The organism is Pseudomonas sp. CFBP 8771 (assembly GCF_014841695.1).
GTDB lineage: Bacteria > Pseudomonadota > Gammaproteobacteria > Pseudomonadales > Pseudomonadaceae > Aquipseudomonas > Aquipseudomonas baltica.
In genome coordinates this window covers 307,428-332,297 of sequence record NZ_JACYUJ010000007.1, presented here as the reverse complement: position 1 = coordinate 332,297, position 24,870 = coordinate 307,428, and the positions used below count along the sequence as shown (strand labels likewise).

23 protein-coding genes and 1 pseudogene are annotated in these 24,870 nt (G+C 60.4%); 10 read left to right on the top strand and 14 right to left on the bottom strand.

Annotated elements, in window-relative coordinates:
• The 7 genes from IFT80_RS18090 to IFT80_RS18060 form a co-directional block, all read right to left on the bottom strand.
• Positions 1–729, bottom strand: a complete 729-nt coding sequence (locus IFT80_RS18090) for an amino acid ABC transporter permease (protein ID WP_192052989.1) — start codon at positions 727–729, stop codon at positions 1–3.
• 98 nt (positions 730–827) lie between these two features.
• Complete coding sequence (locus IFT80_RS18085; RefSeq protein WP_192138008.1) at positions 828–1,727, bottom strand: transporter substrate-binding domain-containing protein; 900 nt, start codon at positions 1,725–1,727, stop codon at positions 828–830.
• Between the two features lie 52 nt (positions 1,728–1,779).
• Entirely contained in the window at positions 1,780–2,982 is a 1,203-nt protein-coding gene (locus tag IFT80_RS18080; RefSeq protein WP_192138007.1) for a pyridoxal phosphate-dependent aminotransferase, read from the bottom strand.
• A 214-nt stretch (positions 2,983–3,196) separates the two neighbouring features.
• Positions 3,197–4,138, bottom strand: a complete 942-nt coding sequence (locus IFT80_RS18075; RefSeq protein WP_122476272.1) for a LysR family transcriptional regulator — start codon at positions 4,136–4,138, stop codon at positions 3,197–3,199.
• Between the two features lie 69 nt (positions 4,139–4,207).
• Entirely contained in the window at positions 4,208–5,737 is a 1,530-nt protein-coding gene (locus tag IFT80_RS18070; RefSeq protein ID WP_122476270.1) for a tripartite tricarboxylate transporter permease, read from the bottom strand.
• Positions 5,734–6,267 (bottom strand): tripartite tricarboxylate transporter TctB family protein, encoded by a 534-nt coding sequence (locus IFT80_RS18065; protein ID WP_122476268.1) that lies wholly within the window; start codon positions 6,265–6,267, stop codon positions 5,734–5,736. The genes IFT80_RS18070 and IFT80_RS18065 overlap by 4 nt, the downstream gene beginning before the upstream one ends.
• A 52-nt stretch (positions 6,268–6,319) precedes the next feature.
• A complete protein-coding gene (locus tag IFT80_RS18060) occupies positions 6,320–7,336 on the bottom strand; it encodes a tripartite tricarboxylate transporter substrate binding protein (protein ID WP_192138006.1) in 1,017 nt (338 codons plus the stop codon).
• 398 nt (positions 7,337–7,734) lie between these two features.
• On the opposite strand from IFT80_RS18060, the gene IFT80_RS18055 reads away from it, so the two are divergent.
• The 6 genes and pseudogenes from IFT80_RS18055 (at position 7,735) to IFT80_RS21925 (ending at position 14,092) form a co-directional block, all read left to right on the top strand.
• A complete protein-coding gene (locus IFT80_RS18055) occupies positions 7,735–8,691 on the top strand; it encodes an amidohydrolase family protein (protein ID WP_192052998.1) in 957 nt (318 codons plus the stop codon).
• Positions 8,688–9,746 carry a 4-hydroxythreonine-4-phosphate dehydrogenase PdxA gene (locus IFT80_RS18050; RefSeq protein ID WP_192057998.1) on the top strand — a complete coding sequence of 353 codons (1,059 nt, stop codon included), beginning with the start codon at positions 8,688–8,690 and terminating at the stop codon, positions 9,744–9,746. The genes IFT80_RS18055 and IFT80_RS18050 overlap by 4 nt, the downstream gene beginning before the upstream one ends.
• Positions 9,743–10,918 (top strand): L-rhamnonate dehydratase, encoded by a 1,176-nt coding sequence (locus tag IFT80_RS18045; RefSeq protein WP_122476260.1) that lies wholly within the window; start codon positions 9,743–9,745, stop codon positions 10,916–10,918. The genes IFT80_RS18050 and IFT80_RS18045 overlap by 4 nt, the downstream gene beginning before the upstream one ends.
• 53 nt (positions 10,919–10,971) lie before the next feature.
• A complete protein-coding gene (gene araD1 / locus IFT80_RS18040; protein ID WP_192138005.1) occupies positions 10,972–11,967 on the top strand; it encodes an AraD1 family protein in 996 nt (331 codons plus the stop codon).
• A 142-nt stretch (positions 11,968–12,109) separates the two neighbouring features.
• Positions 12,110–13,234, top strand: a pseudogene (locus IFT80_RS21930) (cache domain-containing protein); the annotation flags it as partial.
• 15 nt (positions 13,235–13,249) lie between these two features.
• A complete protein-coding gene (locus tag IFT80_RS21925) occupies positions 13,250–14,092 on the top strand; it encodes a methyl-accepting chemotaxis protein (RefSeq protein ID WP_446731004.1) in 843 nt (280 codons plus the stop codon).
• 63 nt (positions 14,093–14,155) lie between these two features.
• Here IFT80_RS21925 and IFT80_RS18030 read toward each other — a convergent pair whose 3' ends face one another.
• A complete protein-coding gene (locus tag IFT80_RS18030) occupies positions 14,156–15,718 on the bottom strand; it encodes a sensor domain-containing diguanylate cyclase (RefSeq protein ID WP_240998686.1) in 1,563 nt (520 codons plus the stop codon).
• 69 nt (positions 15,719–15,787) lie between these two features.
• Complete coding sequence (pobA, locus tag IFT80_RS18025) at positions 15,788–16,972, bottom strand: 4-hydroxybenzoate 3-monooxygenase (protein WP_192138004.1); 1,185 nt, start codon at positions 16,970–16,972, stop codon at positions 15,788–15,790.
• 156 nt (positions 16,973–17,128) lie between these two features.
• Here pobA and IFT80_RS18020 point away from each other — a divergent pair, with 156 nt between their 5' ends.
• A complete protein-coding gene (locus IFT80_RS18020; RefSeq protein WP_192102390.1) occupies positions 17,129–17,998 on the top strand; it encodes a helix-turn-helix domain-containing protein in 870 nt (289 codons plus the stop codon).
• Here the strand turns inward: IFT80_RS18020 and IFT80_RS18015 are convergent.
• From IFT80_RS18015 to IFT80_RS18005, 3 genes are all read right to left on the bottom strand, one after another.
• Positions 17,949–18,587, bottom strand: a complete 639-nt coding sequence (locus IFT80_RS18015; protein ID WP_240998685.1) for a TetR/AcrR family transcriptional regulator — start codon at positions 18,585–18,587, stop codon at positions 17,949–17,951. The two genes, IFT80_RS18020 and IFT80_RS18015, sit on opposite strands and share 50 nt — an antisense overlap.
• 130 nt (positions 18,588–18,717) lie before the next feature.
• Complete coding sequence (locus tag IFT80_RS18010) at positions 18,718–19,419, bottom strand: glutathione S-transferase family protein (protein ID WP_192102389.1); 702 nt, start codon at positions 19,417–19,419, stop codon at positions 18,718–18,720.
• A 120-nt stretch (positions 19,420–19,539) separates the two neighbouring features.
• Positions 19,540–20,382, bottom strand: a complete 843-nt coding sequence (locus IFT80_RS18005; RefSeq protein WP_192058011.1) for a LysR family transcriptional regulator — start codon at positions 20,380–20,382, stop codon at positions 19,540–19,542.
• 94 nt (positions 20,383–20,476) lie between these two features.
• Between IFT80_RS18005 and IFT80_RS18000 the strand changes: the two genes are divergently transcribed.
• Positions 20,477–20,860: a tautomerase family protein gene (locus IFT80_RS18000; protein ID WP_192058013.1), complete on the top strand. Its 384-nt coding sequence runs from the start codon at positions 20,477–20,479 to the stop codon at positions 20,858–20,860.
• Between the two features lie 76 nt (positions 20,861–20,936).
• Complete coding sequence (locus IFT80_RS17995) at positions 20,937–22,544, top strand: PQQ-dependent sugar dehydrogenase (protein ID WP_192138003.1); 1,608 nt, start codon at positions 20,937–20,939, stop codon at positions 22,542–22,544.
• Positions 22,545–22,556: 12 nt separating this feature from the next.
• Here IFT80_RS17995 and IFT80_RS17990 read toward each other — a convergent pair whose 3' ends face one another.
• Positions 22,557–23,006 carry a hypothetical protein gene (locus IFT80_RS17990; protein ID WP_192138002.1) on the bottom strand — a complete coding sequence of 150 codons (450 nt, stop codon included), beginning with the start codon at positions 23,004–23,006 and terminating at the stop codon, positions 22,557–22,559.
• Between the two features lie 73 nt (positions 23,007–23,079).
• Here IFT80_RS17990 and IFT80_RS17985 point away from each other — a divergent pair, with 73 nt between their 5' ends.
• Positions 23,080–23,454: a MerR family transcriptional regulator gene (locus IFT80_RS17985; RefSeq protein ID WP_192138001.1), complete on the top strand. Its 375-nt coding sequence runs from the start codon at positions 23,080–23,082 to the stop codon at positions 23,452–23,454.
• Between the two features lie 197 nt (positions 23,455–23,651).
• On the opposite strand, the gene IFT80_RS17980 is transcribed toward IFT80_RS17985, so the two are convergent.
• Positions 23,652–24,802 (bottom strand): IS3 family transposase gene (locus IFT80_RS17980; RefSeq protein WP_192138000.1). Its coding sequence is split into 2 segments (ribosomal slippage): positions 23,652–24,568 and positions 24,568–24,802, totalling 1,152 coding nucleotides; the frame shifts between segments, so codons are not numbered across the junction.
• Between the last annotated feature and the right edge of the window lie 68 nt (positions 24,803–24,870).

Sequence of the window (24,870 nt, the reverse complement as noted above, 5' to 3'; positions counted from 1 at the left end):
TTACCTCGTCGCGCCGCGAACGGCCAGGGAGCTTTCGATACGACCCATGACGAACGTCATCAGCAGTGAAATGGCCACGTAGATCACCGTTGCCGCGGTAAAGGCTTCAAAGGTATTGAACGAGTATTCGCTGACGTTACGCGCCTGCGCGGTCAGCTCCATCAAGCCGATGGTCAGCGCTACCGAAGAGTTTTTCAGGGTGTTGAGTGCTTCGGACGTCAGCGGTGGGAACACCACGCGGATCGCCTGCGGCAGCAGTACGTTCAGGTACATCTGGGTGGGCCGCAGGCCGAGGGCGAGCGCCGCGCCGCGCTGGCCGTAGGCAACCGACTCGATGCCCGCCTTGAACAGCTCGGAAAGCTTGGCCGAGGTGAACAGGGTCAGCGCCACGACGGCACTGAAGAAAGACGGGTAGGGCAGGTCTTGCTTGAGGTAGTCACCCCAGGAGAGGGGTAGTAGTTCGGGGACCACGAAGAAGCAGATGAACATCTGCACCAGCAGCGGGATGTTGCGAAACACCTCGGTGTACAGGTTGCCCAGCCATACCAGCGGGCGCACCGTACTGGTACGCAGGGTGCCGACCGTGCCGCCAATCAGAAACGCCAGGGTGAACGCGAGGAGGGTGGTCGCCAGGGTCCAGCTCGTGCCGGTGACCAACCAATGCAAATACGAGGCGGATTCTCCGGGAGCAAAATCCCAGAACACGCTCCAGTTCCAGTTGTAATCCATGCCAACACCAACGTTCAGGGAGAAGCACTGCATGCAGCCAGGCGCGCAGCGGCGCGGCGCATGTGCGCCGCGTCACTGCCTGGCGTGAAGGGGGCGGGTCAGACGCCGGTGTCGTTCGGGTTGGCGATGGCTTGCTTCAATGCATCGCTCATCGGCAGGTTGATCGTGGCGTTTTTCGGCGGGATCGGCTGCTGGAACCAGGTCGGGTACAGCGTATCGATCACACCGGTGCTGTACAGGTTGCGCAGCACATCGTCGGCGAAGGTCTTGAATTGAGAGTCGTTCTTGCGGACGCCGATGGCGTAGGGTTCGGCCGACATCGGCTCAGGCAGCAAGGCGTAGGCGTCCGGGCTGCGGCTTTGCGCGATGGTTGCCATCAGTTGCACGTCGTCGTTGATATAGGCCACGGCGCGGCCGGTTTCCAGCATCAGGAAGGCTTCGCCGCCGTCCTTGGCGTTGAGGATTTTCAAGCCCAGCTGTTTTTCGCGGTCCAGGTTCTTGGTGATCCACTCGCCGCTGCCACCGGTAATCACGACCACCGATTTACCTTTCAGATCGGCCACGCTGTCGATGCCAGCGGTTTTCTTCACGGCGTATTTGGCGCTGGCGATGTAGCTGGTCAGCAGGAAACCGATCTGCTTCTGACGCTCGACGGTGTTGGTGGTAACGCCGCACTCCATGTCGATGGTGCCATTGATCAGCAGCGGGGTACGGGTGGCCGCAACGACCGATACGTACTCGGTCTTGAGGTTGGGCTCACCGACCTTGACCTTGATCTGGTCGACGATTTTCTTGCACAGCTCGATGCTGTAGCCGATAGGCTGCTGGGCGTCGTTGAGATAGGAGAAAGGCAGCGACGCATCGCGGTAGCCCAGCGTGACAGTGCCCACTTCCTTGATTTTTTTCAGTGTACCGGTCAGTTCTTCAGCCTGCGCAGCGCTGGCGCCCAGGCAAACCGCGACAACCAGGGCAAGCAGCTGTTTCTTTTGATCGAGCATGTAGATCTCCGATGTTGTTATGGCAGCTTTGGCACAACGAAAAGCGATAGCGTCAGCGCAGGGCCGAAAGCGCTTCGCGAATGGCAACGACAGCTTTGGTTATCTGTTCGCGTGAAGTGGCAAATGACAGTCGGAAGTACCCTGGCATGCCGAACGCCGCGCCCGGCACGACCGCGACACCGGCGTGATCGAGCAGGTAGGCCGACAGTGCTACGTCGTCCTCGAGCACCTGGCCTTGCGCCGTGGTGCGGCCGAACAACTGGCTGCATTCCGGGAAAGCGTAGAACGCACCGGCCGGTGCGCTCAGGCGCAGGCCCGGGCATTGGCTCAGGCCGTCTACCAGCAGCTTGCCGCGCTGGGCGTATTCCCTGGCGCAACGGCTGACGAAATCCTGCGGGCCTTCGAGCGCTGCGCGGGACGCTTCCTGACTGATGGCACTCGCGCCGGAAGTGCTCTGTGACTGGATCTTGCTGATGGCGGCGATCAGACCTTTGGGCCCTGCGCCGTAGCCGATACGCCAGCCCGTCATGGCGTAGGCCTTGGCCACGCCGTTGATCAGCAGGGTGCGTTCGCGCAGGTGCGGGCAGGCGCTGGCGAATGACACGAAAGGCTGGTCGGCGAGCAGCACGTGCTCGTAGATTTCATCGGACATCACCAGCACATTGGGGAAGTCCTCCAGCACCTTGCCCAGTGCCTGCAACTCGGCTTCAGAGTAGATCGCCCCGCAGGGGTTGGACGGCGAGTTGAGAATCAGCCAGCGACTCTTGTCGTTCAACGCATTTTGCAGGGCCTGCGGCGTGAGCTTGAAGCCTGCATCGATGCCACAGGGAATGACCCGCACCACGCCGCCGTTCAAGGTGACGATATCGGAGTACGACACCCAATAGGGCGCGGGTATGATCACTTCGTCGCCGGGTTCCAGGGTTGCAACGAAGGTGTTGTAGATCACCTGCTTGGCGCCGTTGCCGACGGTGATTTCGTCGACGCTATAAGACAGGCCGTTGTCGCGCTGAAACTTGGCGACGATGGCCTTGCGCAAGGGCAGGGTGCCCTGCGGTGCGGTATAGCGAGTGTGCCCGTCGAGCATCGCCTGATGCGCGGCCTCGATGATATGCGCAGGGGTGTCGAAGTCGGGTTCGCCCAGGCTCATGTCGACGATGTCGCGACCTTCGCTGGACAACTGCTTGGCACGCATGGAGATGACCATGCTGGGGGACGAGGAGATTTGGCGGACGCGTTCGCTTTCAAAATTCATGAAAAACAGCCTTCCTTTGGTCGTGCGCCAGGGCCTTTAAGACATCCTGTCGTTCTAGTTGTAGGACGTAGTATGACACGGGCGGCGCCCTCTGCAATCGCTCAAATACCTAAAAGTTCAGTGCGTTGAAAAGGGCGTTGCGAACGTCACGCGAAGCTCTCGAACGTTTAATTTGCGCGGTCTATTCATCAGTGTGCTTGATTCTTCTCGCCGCTCATTTGACCAACGCGTGCTCCGCGCGCACCGAGTTCATGAAAGCCTGCATCGCTGACGATTGGATGCGATGGCGTCGGGTGATGAGCCCGAACGGTGGCAGGCGTGCTTCGAACTTGATTGGCAACACCGCCAGCAGATGTCGTCCGGGATAGTCCTCGACCACCGACACCGGGGTGACGCCGAGCATGTCGGTCTGCTGTACCAAGGACAGCAAGGTCATGATCGAGGTGGTTTCGACGATGCTGCTGGGGATGTCCACGCGCGCGTTGTGAAACACCTGATTGATGATCGAGCGCATCGGGCTGGGGTGTTGTTGCAACACCCAGGTCATGTTCTGCAACTCGGCCCAACTCAGCTGTTTTTCCTTGGACAAAGGATGTTGTGCGCCGGCGATCACGCACAGGGCTTCCTCACCCAGGCTGTCGAACAACAGTTCTTCGGCCCTGGCGCCGGCCGGAATCCGCCCCAGAACGATGTCCAGTTGATCCTGCAACAGCGCCTGCACCAGCACGTCGCTGGTGTCGACCTGAATGCTCATCGACAGGCGAGGGTGGCTTTGTTTCAAGGTGGCGATGGTGCGGGTCAACAAGCCCGAGGCCAGTGCCGGAATCGCACCGACGGCGACCCGGCCGAGGTTGCCGGATTCCAGCGCCACCAGTTCCTCGCGCATGCCGCTCAATTCAGCGAAGACCATGCGCGCGTAGTAAGTGACGGTTTCGCCGAACGGCGTAGGGCGCATGCCGCGTGGCAGGCGCTCGAAGAGTTCGACACCGAGCAGATCCTCGGCCTCGTGCAGCATCTTGGTCGCGGCGGGTTGGGTCATGCCGATATGATCGGCGGCGCGGCGCAATGAACCGAATTCCTGCAGCGTCAGCATCAACCGCAGTTGGCGCAGGCGCAGGCGGCCGTGGATCACGTTGGCATCAGGAATTCGGGTCATGGGCCGGGCTCGCGAAAATGAACTGCGGCAAGCCTGACAACAAATGCCAGGCGTTGCCAGCACGGCGTGTCACAGCACCGATTTTGCCTTCGGCAATTGGGATTTGCGCAGGCCCAGCACGGTTTGCAGCGCTTTGGAGATCAGCGGCCAGAACAGCATCAGCAGAGCCGCCGTGGTCAAGCCGCCCACCAACGGGTTGGACCAGAAGATGCCGATGTGACCGTCCGAGAACAGCATCGACTGCCGGAACGCATCTTCCGCCTTGTCGCCCAACACCGCTGCCAGCACCAGCGGCGCAATCGGGTAGCCCAGCTTCTTGAACAGGTAACCCAGGGCGCCGAAGCCCAGCATCAACACCACGTCGAAGAACGAGTTGTGCACCGAGTACGCGCCGATGGCGCAGACCATGATGATGATCGGCGCGATGATCGAGAACGGAATGCGCAGGATCGAAGCGAACAGCGGCACGGTGGCCAGCACCACGATCAGACTCACCACGTTGCCCAGGTACATGCTCGCAATCAGCCCCCAGACAAAGTCATGCTGCTCGACGAACAGCGTCGGCCCGGGGTGAAGGCCCCAGATCATCAAACCACCGAGCATCACTGCCGCGGTTGCCGAGCCGGGAATGCCCAGGGTCAGCATCGGCAGCAGCGCGCTGGTGCCTGCCGCGTGGTCGGCGGTTTCCGGGGCGATCACGCCTTCGAGTTCACCCTTGCCGAAGTTCTCGCGGTTTTTCGAGAAGCGCCGCGCCAGGCTGTAGCTCATGAACGAGGCCGCCGTCGGCCCGCCCGGGGTGATGCCCATCCAGCAACCTACCAGGGTGCTGCGCACGATCGTCCACCAGTACCGCGGCAGCTTGGCCCAGGTGCGCAGGATGACCATCGGTGTGATACGCGCATGCTCACCGCGAAACACCAGGCCTTCCTCGACGGTGCAGAGAATCTCGCCGATGCCGAACAGGCCGATCACTGCCACTTCGAAACTGATCCCGGTCATCAGGATCGGTTGGTCGAACGTCAGGCGCAGGTTGCCGGACACCGTGTCCATGCCGACGGCAGCCATGGCGAAGCCGATCATCATGGCGACCACGGTTTTCAGGGGTGGATTCTTGCTCATGCCGATGAACGTGCAGAACGCCAGCAGATACACCGCAAAGAACTCCGGCGAACTGAAGGACATGGCGAACTCGGCGATGCGTGTCGACAGGAACGTCAGCAGCAGGACACCGGCGAGGGCACCGATCAGTGCCGAGCTGAATGCAGCGGTCAATGCTTCTGCCGCGCGGCCTTCGCGGGCCATCGGGTAGCCGTCGAAGGTGGTCGCCACCGATGACGGCTCGCCGGGTATGTTGAACAGAATCGAGGTGATCGAGCCGCCGAACAGTGCACCCCAGTACATGCACGACAGCAGAATGATCGCCGACACCGGCGACATGGTGAATGTCAGCGGCAACAACAACGCCACGCCGTTGGGTGCGCCGAGACCGGGCAACACCCCTACCAGAATACCCAACAGCACGCCGATCACCATCAGGCCGATGTGGCCCGGGGTCAGGATCAGGTTCATGCCCTGCAACAAGGAATCGAATTCGCTCATTTGAAATATCTCACGGTCTGGGCAATCCATTCGCCCAATGGACCGCCATCCAGCGGGACCTTGAACCACAGCGCAAAGATCAGGTAGCTGGCAAGCACTGCACCGAGGGAGATGCCTGCGATCTTCCATTTGCTGTAGGGCGTGGCGCGTGCCTTGTCACTCCACATGAACCAGGCAATGAAGCAGGCCGATGACACGTAGATGCCCACCAGCGGCATCGCGCCGACGAACAGGGCAATCGGGATGAACACCGACAACACCTGGCCAAAGGCGCTGCGGCTGACGAACGCAATGCTCAGGGCTTTCCAGCGCACCAGGGTCAACACGCCGTTGCCCAGGCTGGCGGCGCTGAGCAGCAGGCCAATGTAGAAAGGGAAGTAACCCGGCTCGGGGCCGGAGTCGCCCCAGCCGATACCCTGTTCGACGCTGCCGAACATCACCACCACGCCTATCAGCGTGGTGAAGAGAGTCAGGCCAAGTTCGACCCAGCGGGTGCCGACCAGCGCCGGTGAATCCGAAGAATGGGACATGAAACACCTCCAGCAGATGACGGCCGTCCGTAGGCGGACGGCCGCAGGCGACTCAGTTTTTCAGCCAGCCGGCTTCCTTGAACACCGGTGTCACGCGGGCGGTGTCTTTTTCGATGTAGGCGGTCAGCGGCTCGCCTTCGAGGAAGGTCGGTACCAATGCGTTCTGCTTGACGTAGGCCTTGAACTCCGGCGTCTCGATGACTTTGCGCATCAGTTCGACATAGAACGCGCGCTGTTCGGCGGTCACGTCGCCTGGCATGAACACGGTGCGCGGGAAGCGATATTGATCGATGCCCAGGCCTTGTTCGTAACAGGTCGGTACGTCGGCCCAGGATTTGTCGCCGGCCACTTTGTCGGTGTAGGTCATGCGTTCTTTACTGAACACGCAGAGCGGCTCGATCTGGTCGCCGCGCCATTGGCTGATGCTTTCGCTGGGGTTGTTGACGTTGGCGGCGATGTGCTTGCCGGCCAGTTGGGTCGCGGCTTCGCTGCCACTCTTGAACGGGATGTAGACCAGCTTGCTGTTGTTGGTCTGGTTCAGCAGCAAGGTCAATGTCTGGTCGACATCCTTGGATTGACTGCCGCCCATGCGCATTTTCGCAGGGTCAGCCTGGGCCGCCTGGTAGAAGCCTTTGGCGTCTTTCCATGGCGCGTCCTTGTAGCTCCACAGGATGAAGTCATCCTCGGCGACGGCCGCCACAGGCGTCAGTTCCTGCCATTGGTAACCGAGCTTGGCCACCAGCGGCAGCAGGTAGATGTTGTTGGTGCCGATCACCAGTTTTTCCGGATCGCCCTTGTTCATCTTCAGGTCGAGAAACGCTTCGGCGCCATTGCCGCCACCCTTGTTGAGGACGATGGTGTTGACGTCGAGCAGCTTGTGCGTGGAGATGATCGACTGAATCAGGCGTCCCAACTGGTCGGTGCCGCCACCTGGGCCCCCCGCGACGACGATTTCGACATTCTTGTCCGGTTGCCAGGCCGCCGTGGCGAGCGCTGGAAGAGCGCCGGCAGCGGCCAGGGAGCAGCCGAGCATGAGAAGGGATGTGCGACGGACGAATGCATTTCGCATGGAAAGAGCCTCGTTTTCTTGTAGTTGTTATAAGTGACTTGTCTGAGCGGTCGAACCGCAAGCCTGGAGTGAGTGTGGGAAGGTGCAAGCTCCGCGTCTAGTCAAAACAATACATACACCGATAACCAGGGGTTATAGCTAGCCTCGCAGGAAACCACGCAGCAGGGTGTAAGTGCCGGTCCAGAGCCATTTCATAAGAAACTCAGGCTCGCTGCAACCCATCCGCAGACACGCAAAAACCCCGTTGAGATAACTCCAGGCTATCGCTGTATTCCAATATTTGATTGGACGGTTATCAGGGAGCCTTCGATAGTGCTCGCCAACGCCGTGTTTTGCGGTGGATTGCACCCAGAAGAACGATCAATCAAAAGAACAATAAATCACCAATGAGGTGCGCCATGGCCGAGCTGTGGAACGGTCCGATCATCGATGCCCATCATCATTTCTGGGATCCTTCGATCAATCCCCATCCGTGGCTGGCGGCCGATGCCAGTGTCGCGTTCCGCTATGGCGATTACAGCGCGATCAAACGCAGCTACCTGCCCGACGATTACCTCGCCGATACCGGTACTCACCAGGTCGTGCAGACGGTGTACATCGAATCGGAATGGGACCCACAGGATCCGGTGGGCGAAACCCGTTTCGTCGAACAACTCGCCCGCCGTTACGGTTTGCCCAATGCAATCGTCGCGCAAGCCTGGCTGGATCATCCCGAGGCCGCCGCCGTACTGGCCGAGCAAGCCTCCTACAAATGCGTGCGCAGCGTGCGCCACAAGCCTGGAGGCCCGACCACAAGGGCGCAGGTCGGGCACGTCCGCAGCCTGATGAGCGACGAGCGCTGGCGGCGCAGTTATGCCGTGCTGCAAGGGCTGGGCTTGCATTTCGACCTGCAGACACCGTGGTGGAATCTGCATGAGGCGGAATGGCTGGCGCGGGATTTTCCGGGCACCACGCTGATTCTCAACCATGCCGGGTTGCCCAATGACCGCAGCGCCGAAGGCCTGGCCGCCTGGCGGCTGGCCATGGCGCGGCTGGCCGAGTGGCCGAACGTGCAGGTGAAGGTGTCAGGGCTCGGCCAGCTGCGCCAGGCGTGGCGGGCCAAGGACAACGCCTGGATCGTGCGCGAGGTGATCGCGATGTTCGGCACCCACCGCGTGATGTTCGCCAGCAATTTTCCGGTGGACAGCCTCTGTGGCTCGTTCGACGTCATCTACAACGGATTCAAATCCATCGTTGCCGATCTGCCATTGGCCGATCAGGAGCGTTTGTTCTACAGCAATGCGCAGCGCGTCTATCGCTGCGAGCCGGGCACCCTTGACCGGACACGGCCTGAACCCTTGAGGAGTGAAGCATGAACAAGACATCCATCGCCATGGTCCTTGGCGACCCGGCGGGCATCGGCCCGGAACTGATCGCACGGCTGCTCGCCGAGCCCTCGGTGCGCAGCCAGGCCAACGTGATCCTGATCGCCGACGAAGCGGAAATGCAGCGCGGCATGCGCATCGCCGGAATGGAATTTCCTTACCGCCGCGTGGAATCGCTCGAGCAGTTGTCGTTCGTCGATGACACGCCGCTGTTGTATGACTTTCGCGGCGACACCGTGGGCGAATTTGCCCGCAGTGAAGCCAGTGTCATCGGCGGTCGCTACAGCCTCGACACCCTTGAACAGGCGTTGCGCTTGACCGAAGCCGGCACTACCAACGCCGTGCTGTTCGGCCCGTTGAACAAGACCTCGCTGCACATGGCCGGCATGGCCCACAGCGATGAGCTGCATTGGTTCGCCGAGTTGCTGGGCTTCGATGGGCCGTTCTGCGAATTCAACGTGCTCGACAACCTGTGGACCTCGCGCGTGACCTCGCACGTTGCCCTGGCCGACGTGCCGGGCCTGCTCTCGCAGACCAGGGTGATCGAAGCGATTCAGCTGATCGACACCGCGCTCAAGCGCAGCGGCCTGGCAAAACCGCGCATCGGCGTCTGTGGGCTGAACCCGCACAACGGCGACAACGGCTCGTTCGGTCGCGAAGAGCTGGACATCATCGGCCCGGCAGTGCGTTCGGCGCAGGCCATGGGTATTGCCGCGGAAGGCCCGTATCCGGGCGATACGATTTTCCTCAAGGTCCAGGGCGATGCCAGTGCCTTTGATGCAGTGGTCACGATGTACCACGACCAAGGGCAGATCGCGATCAAACTGATGGGCTTCTCCCGCGGCGTAACGGTGCAGGGCGGCTTGCCGATCCCGATCACCACCCCGGCCCACGGCACCGCGTTCGATATTGCCGGGCAGGGCAAAGCCAATGTCGGCGCCATTCGCCAAGCGTTCGAAATTGCCTGCCGGATGGGCGGGCAACAGCTACTGAACACGACTCGACAATTACAAGAAACCGGCAGCGCAAGGAACCTGAATCCATGAAAATCAAAGCCATCCGTACCCGCGTTTTCGAGTGGAAAGGCAAAGTCGTTCCGCCCCAGGCGCACTTCTGCACCAACGCCAGTGACATTCTGTTCGAGCGCGGCGACGCCATGGGCTCGTTCCGTTTCCACGGCTGGCTGGTGGTGGAAGTGGAGACCGACACCGGTCTGGTCGGCATCGGTAACTGCGCCCTGGCGCCACGTGTGGCCAAGGAAATCATCGACACCTATCTGGCGCCGATCGCCATAGGTGAAGACCCGTTCGACAACGAGTACATCTGGCAGAAAATGTACCGCCAGAGTCACGCCTGGGGCCGCAAGGGCATTGGCATGGCGGCGATCTCGGCAATCGACATCGCGATCTGGGACATCATGGGCAAGGCGGTCAACAAACCGGTGTTCAAACTGCTGGGTGGCCGTACCAAGGAAAAGATCTGGACCTACGCCTCCAAGCTCTACGCCAATGACAACCTCGACCTGTTTCTCGAAGAGGCTCAGGGCTATTTGAACCAGGGCTTCACCGCGCTGAAAATGCGTTTCGGCTATGGCCCGAAAGACGGCCCGGCCGGCATGCGCAAGAACATCGAACAAGTGCGCGCCCTGCGTGAACTGGCCGGCCCCGACGTCGATATCATGCTCGAGTGCTACATGGGCTGGACCCTGGAATACGCCCGACGCATGCTGCCCAAGCTCGCCGAGTTCGAACCGCGCTGGCTCGAAGAGCCGGTCATTGCCGACGACATCGAAGGCTACATCGAGCTGAAGAAGATGGGCATCATGCCGATCTCCGGCGGTGAGCACGAATTCACGTCCTACGGTTTCAAGGACTTGCTCGAACGCCGTGCCATCGACGTGATCCAGTACGACACCAACCGTGTCGGAGGCATCACCGCTGCCCGCAAGATCAACGCCATGGCCGAAGCCTGGTCGGTGCCCGTCATCCCGCACGCCGGGCAAATGCACAACTATCACCTGACCATGTCGACCACGGCGTCGCCGATGGCCGAGTTCTTCCCGGTGTTCGACGTCGAGGTCGGCAATGAACTCTTCTATTACGTGTTCAAGGGCGAGCCACAACCGGTCAACGGCTACATTCAGCTCGACGACAATACCCCGGGTCTGGGCCTGGAAATCTCCGATGAATACCTGAGCGACTTCAACATCATCGAGTGACCCTTTGGCGCCGCTTGCGGGCGGCGCCAACCATGACGTTCCGGAGGCCACACATGCGTCTGATTCAATTCGAAAACACCGACGGGGGACGCCAGGTTGGCGTTGTCGAGGGCGCCCACGTCCAGGTGGTCAATGATACCCGCACGACCCGCGAGCTCGCTCTGGCGGCCATTCGCGGTCACCACGGCCTGGCCGATGAAGTGGCCGCCCGTGGCACGCGACCGGGTCCGGACTATGCGCAGTTGTTGCAAGAGCGCCGCGTATTGCCGCCGCTCGACCACGAAGACCCTGCGCATTGCCTGATCAGCGGCACCGGCCTGACTCACCTGGGCAGCGCTTCGGCGCGCGACAAGATGCACCAGCAAGAGGGCGCCGTCGAAGCCGGCATGACCGACACCATGCGCATCTTCAAATGGGGCCTGGAAGGCGGCAAACCGGCAGAAGGCCAAGCCGGCGCGCAACCGGAATGGTTCTACAAGGGTGACGGCAGCATCGTCGTGCGGCCGGGGGCCGATTTTCCCGTTCCACCCTTCGCCGAAGATGCCGGCGAAGAGCCGGAACTGACCGGGCTGTATGTGATTGGTGAGGATGGCCAGCCGTACCGCGTCGGCTATGCCCTGGGCAACGAGTTCTCCGACCATGTCATGGAGCGGCGCAACTACCTCTACCTTGCCCATTCCAAATTACGCTTCTGCGCTTACGGCCCGGAACTGCGCGTAGGTGCATTGCCAGCGCATCTTGCCGGCACCAGCCGCATCATTCGCAACGGCGAAACGCTCTGGGAAAAGGAGTTTCTCAGCGGCGAAGACAACATGTGCCACAGCCTCGCCAACCTTGAATTCCATCACTTCAAATACGCGCAGTTCCTGCGTCCGGGCGATGTCCACGTGCATTACTTCGGCACCGCGACACTGTCGTTTGCCGACGGCGTGAAAACCCAGCCGGGTGATCGCTTCCAGATCAGCCTTGATGCGTTTGGCGCACCTCTGGAAAACGGCATCGGCGAAAGCGCCGAGCCTTTGGCGATCGGTCAGGTGAACGCGCTCTGATCGCACTGTATAAGCAAGCCGTGCACGCTCCTGATGAACCGAGATGTTCACGTTTTATCAGGGCTTGCACTCATGCGACAAAGTTCCGCGCCGATAAGGTTATACAAGATCAATAACTCCACACCTTGCGGATGCGCCCCTCATGCTGCACACCATTCAAACTCGCTATACCGCTACTTTCGTAGGCTTCGTTCTGCTCGTCGCGGTGCTGACGGCGATAGGGGTCAATTACTTCATCACGCCCAGCCTTACAAGCACCGATGAACGCAAGTTGGTCACTGAGGCAGGGGAGATCAGTGCCGTCATCAAGCGCGAGTTGGCCCGGGTGCAGGCGCAGCAGCGGGTGATTACCGAGACGGTTGCACAACTGGACAGCGACAGTATCGACCGCCTGCTGCCCAGCATGGTCAACCAGTATGGCGAGTCGAAGGTATTCGGCGGAGGTATCTGGCCGCTTCCCGATAAACGTACCGTGGGCCGGGCCAAGCACAGTACGTTCTATCACCGCGATGCCAGCGGCAAGTTGATAGTCAACACGCACTGGAACTCGCCTGAATCGAAAAACTACTTTGACCAGTCCTGGTACCTCGGTGGGCTCAAGGCCCCTGCGGGGCAGTGCAACTGGGCCTCGGCCTACCAGGACGATGCCAGCCCGGAGCCGCGCACCAACTGCGCGATGGCCATTACCAAGGACGGCGCGGCCTATGGCGTCGCGACCATCGATGTGACATTGGGCTTCTTCAATGAGCTGATCGCGCAGAAAGAGCGTGAGATCAACGCGCAACTGATGATCGTCGAGAGCGACGGCAAAGTCCTGAGCAACCAGCCGGAGATTCCAGGCAACAACGTACTGAAGAATCTCGGCGACCTGGCTGGCCAATACCCCTTTGCGGCAGCATTGCAGGGTTTGCTGAAAAGCCCCGGTGCCACGCGTTCGACGTTCGTCGGCAGCGATGGCAAGGAATACACCCTGTTCCTGATGCCCGTCGAGGGCACGCCGTGGCAGATGGCGGTAGCCCAACCCACTGAAGTGCTGACGGCGCAAAGCAGCCATGTGCTCACGACCCTGGCGATGCTGCAGATCCCGATGGTGGTGATCATGCTGCTGGTCATCGTGTTCGCCCTCAGGCAACTGATGAACCGTTTGGCGGTGCTCAAGACCAATATCGATACGTTGTCGGCCGGTGATGCCGACCTGACCAAGCGCATCGTCATTCGCGCCGAGGACGAAGTTGGCGCAGTGGGCCACTCGATCAACCGTTTCATCGTCTATTTGCAGAAAATGATCAGTGAAGTGTCCGACTCGTCTTCTTTGATTGCCGAGGGTATCGAGCAGCTACGCGGACAGTCGCGCGGCACCAACAGCATTCTGACTCGCCATGCCAATGAAACCGATCAAGCGGTGACGGCCATCACCGAGATGAGCTTTACCGCCGATGACGTCGCCCGCAATGCCGCTCAAACCGCGAGCATGACCCAGGTGGCGAGCGAGAAGGCCCGGCATTCAAAAGTGGTGGTCGAAGATGCCTCGAGCAGTGTCCGCGAACTGATCTCGGAAGTGGAAGACGCCACTACCAAGGTCAGGGCCATGGAACACGATGCCCAGCGTATCAATTCTGTACTGGGCGTGATTGGTGACATTGCCGGGCAGACCAATCTACTCGCGCTCAACGCTGCGATCGAGGCGGCGCGCGCAGGTGAACAAGGCCGCGGTTTTGCAGTGGTTGCCGATGAAGTAAGAGCCTTGGCAGGGCGTACCCAGTCCAGTACCTCGGAAATCAATGAAATGCTCAACCGTCTGCAGCAGGGTGTCAGTGCTGCCGTGGTGGCGATGGAGAGCACCAAGGCGCGCTGTCAGGCCACGGTCGACAAGACCTCCAGGGTGAACGAAGGCTTGGATGCGATGACCGAATCGGTTGTGTGCATCAACGACCTCAGCACGCAGATAGCCACCGCAGCTGAAGAGCAGAGCGCCGTCAGCGAAGAGGTCAACCGCAACATGGTAGCGGTGCGGCAGATAGTCGAGGACCTGGTGGCAGGAGGCGCGCAGACCGAGAAGAGTACGTCTGCGCTCGCCGCATCCAATGCCAATCTGATCGCTGTGGTACGACGCTTCAAGGTGTGAGGACGGGCTGGGGCTGCGGTGACGGACGGCAGCCCTCGCTCGGGATAATCCAGGGCAGCTGCCCTAAGTCACCAGGCTGCTAACGTATGAACCGGTTGCTTGCGCACCAGGCAGCTCGTTCGCCTCGACACGGTTTCGGCCTCGGTTTTTGGCGCGATACAGAAGCCTGTCCGCCTCCTTCAGGGCCGCGGTATAGGCGTCGTGTTTGGGTGCGTTGATTGCCACCACGCCCAAGCTGACAGTGACGTTACCCAACGCACTGGCTGAATGCTCGATGCCGGCATTGAAAATGGACAGCCTGACCTTTTCGGCAACGCTGAGCGCGCCGGCAAGATCCGTTTCCGGTAGCAGAATCACGAACTCCTCGCCACCATAACGCGCCGCCAGATCCCCGGCTCGGTGCACCGCACTGCCTATGAGGCTGGCGACTTCCATGAGGCAGTCATCGCCTCGGACATGCCCGTACTGGTCGTTGTATTGCTTGAACCAATCGATGTCCAACAGGATGATCGCCAGCGTTGAGCGATTGCGGCTGGCTCGTGCCCATTCCTGGCGCACGGCAAAGTCGAAGCGACGTCGGTTGGGCAACTGCGTCAGGCTGTCGGTTTGCGCGATTGTTTCCAATTCATTCTGGGCGCCTTGCAGCTCGCTTTCCGCCGTTATCAGTTGCTGGATCTGCTTGTACAGCAAGACGCTCAACCCTATCAAGGCAAGGCAGATCAGGGCAATCAGCCCCGCCGACCGATAGGCATATGCCCACCAGGGGGCGAATACGTGTTGGGATGAGACACCCGCAGCCGCGACGATAGGCAGGCCGGTGACCCGGCGGTAGGCATAGATCCTTTCCACACCGTCCACCAAAGATCTGGTCACGGCAATACCGCTGTCACTCTCGGGCAGATAGCGCGAGAAAATATCGCCTTTGGCAAGGTTGGTGGTCATCAGCGCCGTCAGGGTAGGGCGCCGGGCCAGCAGGTCACCGTTGTTCAGGGCCAGGAAAATAACGCCCTGGTCGTCTACATCCATTCGTTCGAAGAAGGTCTGGAAATAGGCAACGGGCACCGTGGCCAATGCCACACCGGCAAAAGTGCCATCAGCGCCATTGATACGTCGGCTGATCGGGATGACCATATCCCCGGTGATGCGACTTTTCACGATGGAGCCGATTCGCGTGGCGGTATCACTGTGATCACGGTGATAGATGAAATAAGGACGATCACCGTTATCGTGGGTTTGAATCTCGGAGAACGAGTTAACTATCCAGTTGCCCCGGGCGTCGAAGATGAAGAGCCCCTGGATAGCCTCGACGTTCGACACGTTTGCCGCCATCAGCTTCGCCAACCGCGCTCGCGCGTCGATCGCAAGCCCGTCGTGCTCTACGCGTTCCACAAGATCACGCAAGGTATTGTCAGCTTGTCGCACCGTATCTTGAGCTTGTTGTTCGGCAGCACGGACGATATTGGAAACTGCAACTTTGGCGGCCGCCAGACGTTCTTCCCGGGACAAACTCATTTGCCACGCAGTTGCCAGACCCAAGGATAGACACACCAATGCAATGAAGCCTATCAGGGCTTTGCTCAGCAACGACGGCGATAGTCTGGCTGGGGTAAAGTCGCTTGGTTTCATAAAAGGCGTCATTGGCTTGGCGGCAAAGCGAGATCAATGCAGTTTCCGTACCGCACTGGAAGCTCGTATTCATTCTATGTCTTCATACGGCAACCCGACGTAGTTCTCGGCGATGGTCTGGCGGCCGGCAGGCGAACCCACGAAGTACTCCAGTTCGGTCTGCTGCATACGCTGTCCGAAGGCATCGGTGTCAGGAAAACGGTGCAACATCGAGGTCATCCACCAAGAGAACCGTTCGGCTTTCCAGACGCGGCGCAGGCAGATGTGCGAGTACTTCTGCAGCAGGTCGGTACGCCCTTCGCGATAGACCTTGAGCAGGATGCGATACAGGGTGCTGACATCGCTGGCCGCCAGGTTCAGGCCTTTGGCTCCCGTGGGCGGGACGATGTGGGCGGCATCGCCGAGTAGAAACAAACGGCCGTATTGCATCGGCTCCACCACGAAACTGCGTAACGGCGCGATACTCTTTTCAATGGACGGGCCGGTGACCAGCCGCTCTGCGACAGGCGCGGGCAGGCGACGCTTCAATTCATCCCAGAAGCGCTGATCGGACCAGTCCTCGACCTTCTCCTCTGCTCCCACCTGCAGGTAGTAACGGGTGCGCGTTGCCGAACGCATGCTGCACAAGGCGAAGCCACGCTCATGGTTGGCGTAGATCAATTCGTGGTTGACCGGCGGTGTGTCGGCCAGAATACCCAGCCATCCGAAGGGGTAGGTGCGTTCGAAAACGCTCAGGGCCTCTGCCGGAATCGCTTGCCGCGACACGCCATGAAAGCCATCGCAGCCGGCGATGTAGTCGCAGTCCAGGCGAACCGTCTCGCCGTTGTGCTGGAAGGTCAGGTACGGGCTGTCACTGTTCATGTCATGGGGCTGAACCTGGTCGGCCTCGTAGACCGTCAGCGCGCCGGCGGCGGCCCGGGCCTGCATCAGGTCGCGGGTGACTTCGGTCTGGCCGTAGACCATCACCGTTTTGCCGGCGGTCAGTGCGCTGAGGTCGATGCGTTCACTGCGTCCATCGAACGCCAGTTCGAACCCATCGTGCACCAGACCCTCGGCGTCCATACGCGCGCTGACCGAAGCTTCGCGCAGCAGGTCGACGGTGCCTTGCTCGAGCACGCCGGCACGAATCCGCGAGAGGATGTAGTCGGGGTCTTTGCGTTCGACGATGACGTTGTCGATACCCGCACGATGCAACAGTTGGCCGAGCAGAAGGCCGGACGGACCGGCACCGATAATAGCGACTTGAGTTTTCATGTGAGCAGCCTTGTGAGGTGCGACTGCGGGCGTGACCCCTTGCAGTGCATTTTTATTGTTGTCCCCTGTATTTTTGATGAGCAGACTTGAGATAAGAAGGCAATATCCGGCATATTTCATGGACTTTCGGCGGATCGTTGCAGTGGGGAAGACACAATGTCGAAATCGCTCGCCGCGCCCGTTCCGGTGTTCAAACTGTACGGCGAAACCGGGGCCTGGCCGACGCCAGACCTGATCCATTGCGAGTCGATTCCCGAGCGGAGCAAGCTGCATGGCTGGGAAATAAAACCCCATCGGCACAGCGATCTGGTGCAACTGTTGTACGTGCAGGCAGGGCAGGCCACGTTGAAGGTCGAGGACGAGGTCAATCTCGTCGATTCTCCTTCGCTGCAGGTCGTTCCAGCGCTGAGCGTGCACACCTTCAAGTTTTCCGCCGACACCCAGGGCCACGTGCTCAGCCTGGCGCTGCCCTTGGCCCATCAACTCGGCGCCTTGCTCGGCAGCCCGGTGCTGACCACGGCTGTGTGTTATCCGGTCGGTGCCGAGCGTGCATATCTGGACACGCTGTTTTCAGCCCTTGCCCAGGAGTACAACCAACAGCGATCGGGCCGCGATGCAATGCTGCAATCCTTGATCACGATACTGTCGATCTGGCTCAGTCGGCGCAAACAGGCACTGTCCTCGTCGGACACCTTGCAAGTGGATCGTGGGCGCGATTATCTGCAGGTCTTCATCAAGACACTGGAACTAAGGTTTCGTGAGCACCTGCCTATCGATCACTATGCCGCGACGCTCGGCATCGGCAATGCCCATCTCAACGCGCTGTGTCGGCGCCTTGCGGGGCAATCTGCATTGCAGATGATCAACCAGCGATTGCTGCTGGAGGCCAAGCGCGATCTGGTCTACACCAGCATGACCATCGCCGAAGTGTCCGACAACCTCGGGTTCTCCGACCCGGCGTACTTCTCGCGCTTTTTCAAACGCTGTACGGGGCAATCACCGAAACAGTTTCGCGTGCAGCGGTAGTGGGTGTCGGGCCCTGAAGGCTACTGACGGGGGGCAGGGGCCCGTAAGCCCGATAGGCCTCGATCAGCGTATCGAACAGCGAGATGTCCGAGCGGCTTCTGGCAACCAGTTGAGCGCCGGCCACTGCCGAAAAGATAGCCCGCGCACGTACCTCGCTTGCAGCCGGTTCGCACACCTGCGCCTCGACCAGCAGCCGGCTCAACCAGGCAATGTTCACCTGCGCGAAGGCCTGGATTTCCTCGGCCATGGCCGGGGGAAGGTTATCGGTTTCAGCGCCCACGAAGCTGCCCAGGCAAAGCCGGTTGTCAGCCTCCAGCGAGCGCCGAAAGATCTCGGGGAAGCGCTGCAGCGCTTCGACTGGGTTGGGGGTCTGCTCGGAAATGGTTTCCAGCGCAGCCGCACCGTCTTCCCAATAGCGCCGTGCAACGGCAACGCCGAGGTCGGCCTTACTCGGAAAGTGGTAGTAGATACTGGCCGGCTTGATCCCGACTTCATTCGCCAGGTCACGAAAATTCAGCCCGTTGTAGCCTTGTGACTGGGCAATGTTTCGGGCAGCCAGGAGTATGGCCTCGCGGGCGTTGCTGCTCATTTGGGTGCCTTTCGTACGTCGAACGAGTTCTCGGGGAAGCGCGGCATCTTAAAGCAAAAGGGCTCGGCATGACGCGTACCGAGACCGCCAGGGGATGGCGGCCTCGGCCATTGCTACGCGTTGCGACCGATCACGCGGTAGGCGAATCCAGCTCTGGTATGCCGCTGCTGCGGTCAGCGTAGGCCGCCTGGAAGGCTGGCCGTTGCTGCCAGCGCTGCCAGTAGCTGTCCAGATGCTCGAAACGCTCGTCCAGCGGGGTGGCGTTGACCGGGAACTTGGAGAAGGCGATGGCGGTTGCCAAAGTGATGTCGGCAAACGTCGGCTCGGCACCGCCCAGCAGCCATTCACGGCCGTCAGCCAGATGGCGATTGACCAGGGCAGCATGCATCAGCGCCTCCTTGCGGCAGTGCTCACCCCACGCTTCGTTCTTGGTCAGTTCAAGCTTGAAGCCCAGGCCGGTGTGCAGCACGTGGAACGCGGTGACGATGCGATAGAGGATATGCACCCAGATGCGGTTGTCCCACATGGTGTCCAGGCCCTGTTCCAGCGCGCTTTCGCCCATGATCTTGCGGCCCGGATAGGACTGGTCGAGGTAACGCGCGATGGCCGCCGTTTCCGCCAGGTAGCTGCCATCGGCCAACTGCAAGGTGGGCGTTTCACCCCACGGATTCATGTTCAGATGGCGCCAACCGCGCTGCTGCCCACCCGGCGCCATGTCGTAGATGACTTCATCGAACTGATCGGCAATGCCCTTTTCGTGCATGAACAACCGCAGGCGCTGCGGGTTGGGGAAAGCCGAGGGAGAAGTGAAGAGCTGCAGTTTGGCGGTCATGGGTGGGTCCTGTTGGAGAGAGGTCTACCTAACACTTGTTAGGTAGAAAGACCATAGACGCCTCTTGAGAGCGCGTCAATAGGCTACCTAACGTTTGTTAGGTACAACGATTCGCTTTTTTTACGAGTGATGCGCCACGGCTTCAAGGTGCTCTCGCATTCTGCTGACGGCCAGGCGGTTACCTGCATCGTCCCGACGTCGCTCAACGATGGAATAGGCGATCTCCGGCAGGGGCGGCAGCGCTGTGCCCGCCATCGCCGGTCGGCAGAAGCCCGCTTCGGTACGGCAGGTAATCCCCAGTCCTGCTTCGACCGCCGCACGTACGCCATCGAGACTCGGCGTGGTCAGCACCATGCGCCACGGACGCCCGGCGGCGTCCAGCACCCGCTGCGCGGCCAGCAGAAACGGGCAGGGCAGGGTGATGCCCACCAGCGGTACCACGTCACTGAGCAGCAGATCCGGGTGGCCGAACCACTTCATGGGAAGCCGGGTGACCACGCTGCCGCCAAACGGCTCACCCGCACACAAGGCGGCGTCGATGCGGTCCTCGCCTATGGCCTGCAGCAGTTCTGCCGTGCTGGCCACGACAATTGAAAAAGCAGCATCGGGGGTCGCGGCGAGGACGTCCGCAAGCGTGGGGCGCAATACCCCTGCCACGAAATCCTGCACGACACCGAGTCGAACCGGCGCCGCGGTGTCCGGCGCAAGCTCCGCACGTGCGGCGTCTATGCGACCCAGGATCGAGCGCGCATGGCCCAGCAAAAGCCCCCCGGCAGTGTTGAGCCGCAAGCCCCGGCCATCCCTGTCGAACAGCGGCTGGCGCACGATGCCTTCAAGACGGGCGATCTGCAGGCTGAGCGCCGACTCACTGCGCGCAATGCGCGTGGCCGCCGCGGCCAGCGAGCCACCATCGACCACCGCCACGAAGGTGCGAAGCAACGGGGAGGGAATGTCCGCAATCATGAGGAAAACTCAAACCTGGGGTGTGGAAAGTCTTGAGTATAGTTTCGTTTTTCTCAAATAGACTTCGATCTCCATCACCGCCAGGAGAACGAAAATGCCTTTTGCCAGACTTACGCTGTCGCACGAGCCGTCTCTCGACCATGGCCGCCAGCTGTGCACCGAAATGACTGACCTGATCGCCAACGCCCTGGGCAAACGCCGGGACCTTACCTCGGTGCTGATTGAAGTGCCGGGGGCACATCGCTGGACCGTCGGCGCTGATGAACAGCCGGCGGCGGCGCATCTCGAGGTCAGCGTGACCGCCGGGACGAACTCGGAAGAGAAAAAAACTGCGTTTATCGCAAGTGCCATGTCGTTGCTCCGACGGGCCCTGCCGGACCTTCACCCGGCGACCTACATCGTTGTAAAGGAGCATCCGGCAACCGATTGGGGGTATGACGGGCGGACTCAGGCCGATCGGGCGAAGGGCCGCGGGTAGGCTGGTTTTTGAGTGCTGGCGTGCAGTGTTTGCGGTTAATCTCCAAGCATTGAAAGCCAGGCAGAGAACGCATCGAATGAAGGCCGCGATCCACTACATAAGGGCATTGCTCGTCGCCGCGCTGGCGACGGGTGCCATTGCCAGCGTCGTGCAGACTCAGCTCAACCTCGCCGAACTGATTCGCCTCGGCGCGCCGGTGACCTTGTCGGTTCGACTCTGGACCACGCTCGAAGACCTTGCGCGGTTTGCTCCAGTCATGGCCGGCATAGCCTTTTTGGCGCTGTCTTTCGCGGTGTTGGCAGGCCATTGGGTGCTGCGTTTCACCCCAGCTTCCTGGCGCAGGCTCGTTTTCATCACGGCCAGCGTATGTGGGCTGGGTTTCGTCTTCTGGCTGATGCGCTCGGTGATTCCGATGCCCGCATTGCCGGGCACCCGCACGGCGGTTGGCCATGTGCTGATGTCGCTGACGGGGATCGTTGGCGGGTGGCTTTATGCGCGTCTGAGCGCGCCTTCGGTCATGACTGCTCGTTCGTCGAGCCGAGGAGGGGAGTGGCGTCAGGCGGGTGTGGTGGCGGTTCTCATCGCTGCGCCCGCCATGTTGTTCTTCGCCATGGCCCCTGGCACCGGCGATACGCCAGCGAGGGTAGATTCCGCCAGCTACAAGGTCCAGACCGTCGCGACGGGCCTGAACCGCCCATGGTCGGTGGCGTTTCTTCCAGACGGCCGCGTCCTGGTCACAGAGATGCAAGGGCGGCTCCTCGCCATCGCTGCCGATGGCGCGTCTGCGCAGATCAAGCTCGACGGGCTGCCGCCCATCTTTCAGCAGGGCGGTACCGCGGGATTGATGGAGGTCGCGCTGGATCCGCAGTTCGAACACAACGGTTGGCTTTACCTGACCATGGCCTATGGAGAAACCGGTGCAAACGGCACGCGCCTTGTGCGTGCCACGTTGGCGAATGATCGGCTCGACGACGTACGCGTGCTGTTCAGCTCCACGCTCAAGCCTCGCGCCGGCAACAACGGCGGGCGCATTGCCTTTCTTCGCGACCAGACCCTGGTGCTTGCGCTGGGCGACGGCAGCGAGCGGCGAGAAGAAGCGCAGAATCCTGCGAACGATCTGGGCACCCTGGTCAGAATCGACCGCGAGGGCCGCCCGCCGGCGGATAACCCTTTCATCGGCCAAGCTGGCGTCGCCCCGGAAATCTACAGCCTTGGCCACCGCAATGTGCAGGGCATCGCCGTCGATCCCACCACAGGCGATTTGCTGATCACCGAGCATGGCGCGCGCGGCGGCGACGAGGTCAACCGCATCGTGCCGGGCGCCAACTACGGCTGGCCCATCGTCACGGGCGGTATCGACTACCCGTTTGCGAAAATAACGCCATTCACCCGTTTGCCTGGCTACCAGAACGCACTCCTGGAGTGGACACCGTCCATTGCACCCGCTGGCTTGGCCATCTACGACGGTCCGCTGTTTCCCCAATGGCAAGGCGACTTGCTGGTCCCGGCACTCAAGGAGCGTGCCGTGCGCCGCGTTGTGCGTAACGGCCAGCAGATCGTCGGTCAGCAACTGCTGCTGGGCGAACTGGACGAGCGCATGCGCGACGTCAAGGTAGCTCCCGATGGGTCGATCTACGTGCTGACCGATGGGGTCGATGCGAAGCTGTTGCGGGTGACGCCATAGCGAGAATTTCGTCTACCGTACACCGAGACCAGAACCCTCAGGGCTTGCCTGCGTTTGAACCGCTCGTGGATGGTTCGTCGGCAGCAGTTGCGCGATGGCAAAGGCCACTTCGAAAACCGTGAAGCCCAGAATCAGAAAACTGGCGCCGTGAGCTACTGCAAACAGCTGCCAGGAAGCGAACAGCACTCTCGCCAGTGTGTCATACAAACCAACGCTGCGGCTGGGTTGCACCAGCCGCCATATCGACCAGACCACCACGATGCTGCCCAGCAAGTTGGCGAACAGCATTGCGGTAATGTCCAGCGTGGGGACCGCTCGGTCCAATGCCAGCGCAGCGGACAGCGCTGCGAATCCCTCAAAAACCAGCAATGCCGTCCAAGGCGTCATGAAGCCCGCAGTGACCACAAGATCGTAAACAGCACTGGCCCGAACGATCTGTAGATTTCTATTTACGCTGATCATATTCACCCCTCACAGTTGGAGCCCGCAGGCTAAAGCCTGGAGTTAGGTCCAGAGTCAAAGGGAGAATTGACGGGTGAAGATCGGAGAAGTGGCAGCGAAGGCAGGCGTGTCAGTCGATACCCTGAGGTTCTATGAAGAGAAAGGCTTGATCAAGCCGGGTCGTGCTGCCAATGGCTATCGGTTTTACGCCGAGCAGACGCTGCAACTGGTTGGGTATATCAAGCTGGCGCAGCAGCTGGGATTTTCACTGCGGGAGATCGGCGAAAATCTGCCGTTGCTGTGGACTGGCGAAGAAGCTTCCACCGATCTGCTGGCTCAGTTATTTGCAGAGAAAATCGCCTTGTTGGACGAGCGCATCGGACAAATGCGCGCTCTGCTCAACCTTTTGGCCGAGCGAGCCGTGCAGGTCTGTCCGCTGATGGGGGCGGGTCGGATTGCTGCGTCTTGAATGATGTTTTGCTGGTGCCGGGGTTCAAGGAGGGTGGCGTGGGGCGGGTTGTGTGGAACGGTCAGCAGGTCTTCGATCAGCAACATCCAGATCCTCTGTCGGGCGTTTGGTGCAGCGTTTCTCGCATGCGTTCGATGACAGCCGAAGATCTTACTTTCAGAGCTTCGAAGATGTCGATCTGAATCGCCCCGGATTTTCTAGACACTCTCCAAGCTCAGGAAATAGCGTTTCTCATACTCTACTGGAGACAGCTGCATAGCACTGCTGTGCCGGCGTTTAGGGTTATAGAACATTTCGATGTAATCGAAAATATCACTTCGGGCGTCTTCACGCGTTGTGTACATCTTTCGTCGGATTCGCTCCCGCTTCAAAAGCTGGAAAAAGCTCTCGGCTACGGCATTGTCGTGGCAGTTTCCTCGCCTACTCATGCTGCTGATTACATTGTTGGCCTTCAAAAAGCTTTGCCAATCTGAGCTACTGAACTGACTGCCTTGGTCTGAGTGGATCATCACTTGCTGCTGTGGTTTGCGTCGCCATACAGCCATCAACATCGCATCGATAGCCAGGTCGCTGCACATCCTTGGCTTCATTGACCAACCAATTACTTGACGTGAGAACAGATCCAGCACTACTGCCAGGTAGAGCCATCCTTCATAGGTGCGGATGTAAGTGATATCTGTCACCCAGACCTTCGTCGGCTCACTGACCTTGAACTGCCGCGCGAGGTGGTTGGGCGAGGCCACTGTTGGTTTTCCACCGTAAAACCCTGGGCGCCGCCGATAGCCCGTTTGCGAACGCAGCCCCTGCGCCTGCATCAAGCGCCCGACTCGATTTCGACCGCATTCCTCTCCCAGCTCACGCAGGTCATCGTGGATTTTGCGGTAGCCGTATACACCTCCGCTTTCCAGCCAAGCGTGTTTGATCAAACCAAGCAGACGTTGATCTTCTTTTGCTCGGGCAGATTGAGGCTCGGCCAGCCAGGCGTAGTAGCCGCTGGGGTGCACCTTGAGGGTTTGGCAAAGGCGCCGCACCGGATAATCAGTCGAGTGCTTCTTGATGAAGGCGTACTTCAGCCGCACTCCTTGGCAAAGTACGCGGCGGCCTTTTTTAAGATGTCTCGTTCTTCAGTCACGCGCTTGAGTTCAGTGCGTAGCTTGCGAAGTTCGGCCTGCTGATCGTCATCTTGCTGACGCTGCTCTTGGGGCTTGCTGTAGACCTTGATCCAGGCGTAGAGGCTGTGCACGGACATGCCCAGGCGCTGGGCGACATCGGCCACAGGTTTGCCTTTTTCGGTCACTTGCTTGACCGCTTCGATCTTGAATTCTCCGGGGTAACGCTGACGACTCATGGCACCTCCTATTTGGGCCTCATTATGAGGCTTGGAGGTGTCTACGAAACCGGGGGCGATTCATTAGG

Coding starts and splice junctions, on each gene's coding strand:
- IFT80_RS18090 (WP_192052989.1), bottom strand. CDS start 729: ATGGATTACAACTGGAACTGGAGCGTGTTCTGGGATTTTGCTCCCGGA.
- IFT80_RS18085 (WP_192138008.1), bottom strand. CDS start 1,727: ATGCTCGATCAAAAGAAACAGCTGCTTGCCCTGGTTGTCGCGGTTTGC.
- IFT80_RS18080 (WP_192138007.1), bottom strand. CDS start 2,982: ATGAATTTTGAAAGCGAACGCGTCCGCCAAATCTCCTCGTCCCCCAGC.
- IFT80_RS18075 (WP_122476272.1), bottom strand. CDS start 4,138: ATGACCCGAATTCCTGATGCCAACGTGATCCACGGCCGCCTGCGCCTG.
- IFT80_RS18070 (WP_122476270.1), bottom strand. CDS start 5,737: ATGAGCGAATTCGATTCCTTGTTGCAGGGCATGAACCTGATCCTGACC.
- IFT80_RS18065 (WP_122476268.1), bottom strand. CDS start 6,267: ATGTCCCATTCTTCGGATTCACCGGCGCTGGTCGGCACCCGCTGGGTC.
- IFT80_RS18060 (WP_192138006.1), bottom strand. CDS start 7,336: ATGCGAAATGCATTCGTCCGTCGCACATCCCTTCTCATGCTCGGCTGC.
- IFT80_RS18055 (WP_192052998.1), top strand. CDS start 7,735: ATGGCCGAGCTGTGGAACGGTCCGATCATCGATGCCCATCATCATTTC.
- IFT80_RS18050 (WP_192057998.1), top strand. CDS start 8,688: ATGAACAAGACATCCATCGCCATGGTCCTTGGCGACCCGGCGGGCATC.
- IFT80_RS18045 (WP_122476260.1), top strand. CDS start 9,743: ATGAAAATCAAAGCCATCCGTACCCGCGTTTTCGAGTGGAAAGGCAAA.
- araD1 (WP_192138005.1), top strand. CDS start 10,972: ATGCGTCTGATTCAATTCGAAAACACCGACGGGGGACGCCAGGTTGGC.
- IFT80_RS21925 (WP_446731004.1), top strand. CDS start 13,250: ATGATCAGTGAAGTGTCCGACTCGTCTTCTTTGATTGCCGAGGGTATC.
- IFT80_RS18030 (WP_240998686.1), bottom strand. CDS start 15,718: ATGAAACCAAGCGACTTTACCCCAGCCAGACTATCGCCGTCGTTGCTG.
- pobA (WP_192138004.1), bottom strand. CDS start 16,972: ATGAAAACTCAAGTCGCTATTATCGGTGCCGGTCCGTCCGGCCTTCTG.
- IFT80_RS18020 (WP_192102390.1), top strand. CDS start 17,129: ATGTCGAAATCGCTCGCCGCGCCCGTTCCGGTGTTCAAACTGTACGGC.
- IFT80_RS18015 (WP_240998685.1), bottom strand. CDS start 18,587: ATGAGCAGCAACGCCCGCGAGGCCATACTCCTGGCTGCCCGAAACATT.
- IFT80_RS18010 (WP_192102389.1), bottom strand. CDS start 19,419: ATGACCGCCAAACTGCAGCTCTTCACTTCTCCCTCGGCTTTCCCCAAC.
- IFT80_RS18005 (WP_192058011.1), bottom strand. CDS start 20,382: ATGATTGCGGACATTCCCTCCCCGTTGCTTCGCACCTTCGTGGCGGTG.
- IFT80_RS18000 (WP_192058013.1), top strand. CDS start 20,477: ATGCCTTTTGCCAGACTTACGCTGTCGCACGAGCCGTCTCTCGACCAT.
- IFT80_RS17995 (WP_192138003.1), top strand. CDS start 20,937: ATGAAGGCCGCGATCCACTACATAAGGGCATTGCTCGTCGCCGCGCTG.
- IFT80_RS17990 (WP_192138002.1), bottom strand. CDS start 23,006: ATGATCAGCGTAAATAGAAATCTACAGATCGTTCGGGCCAGTGCTGTT.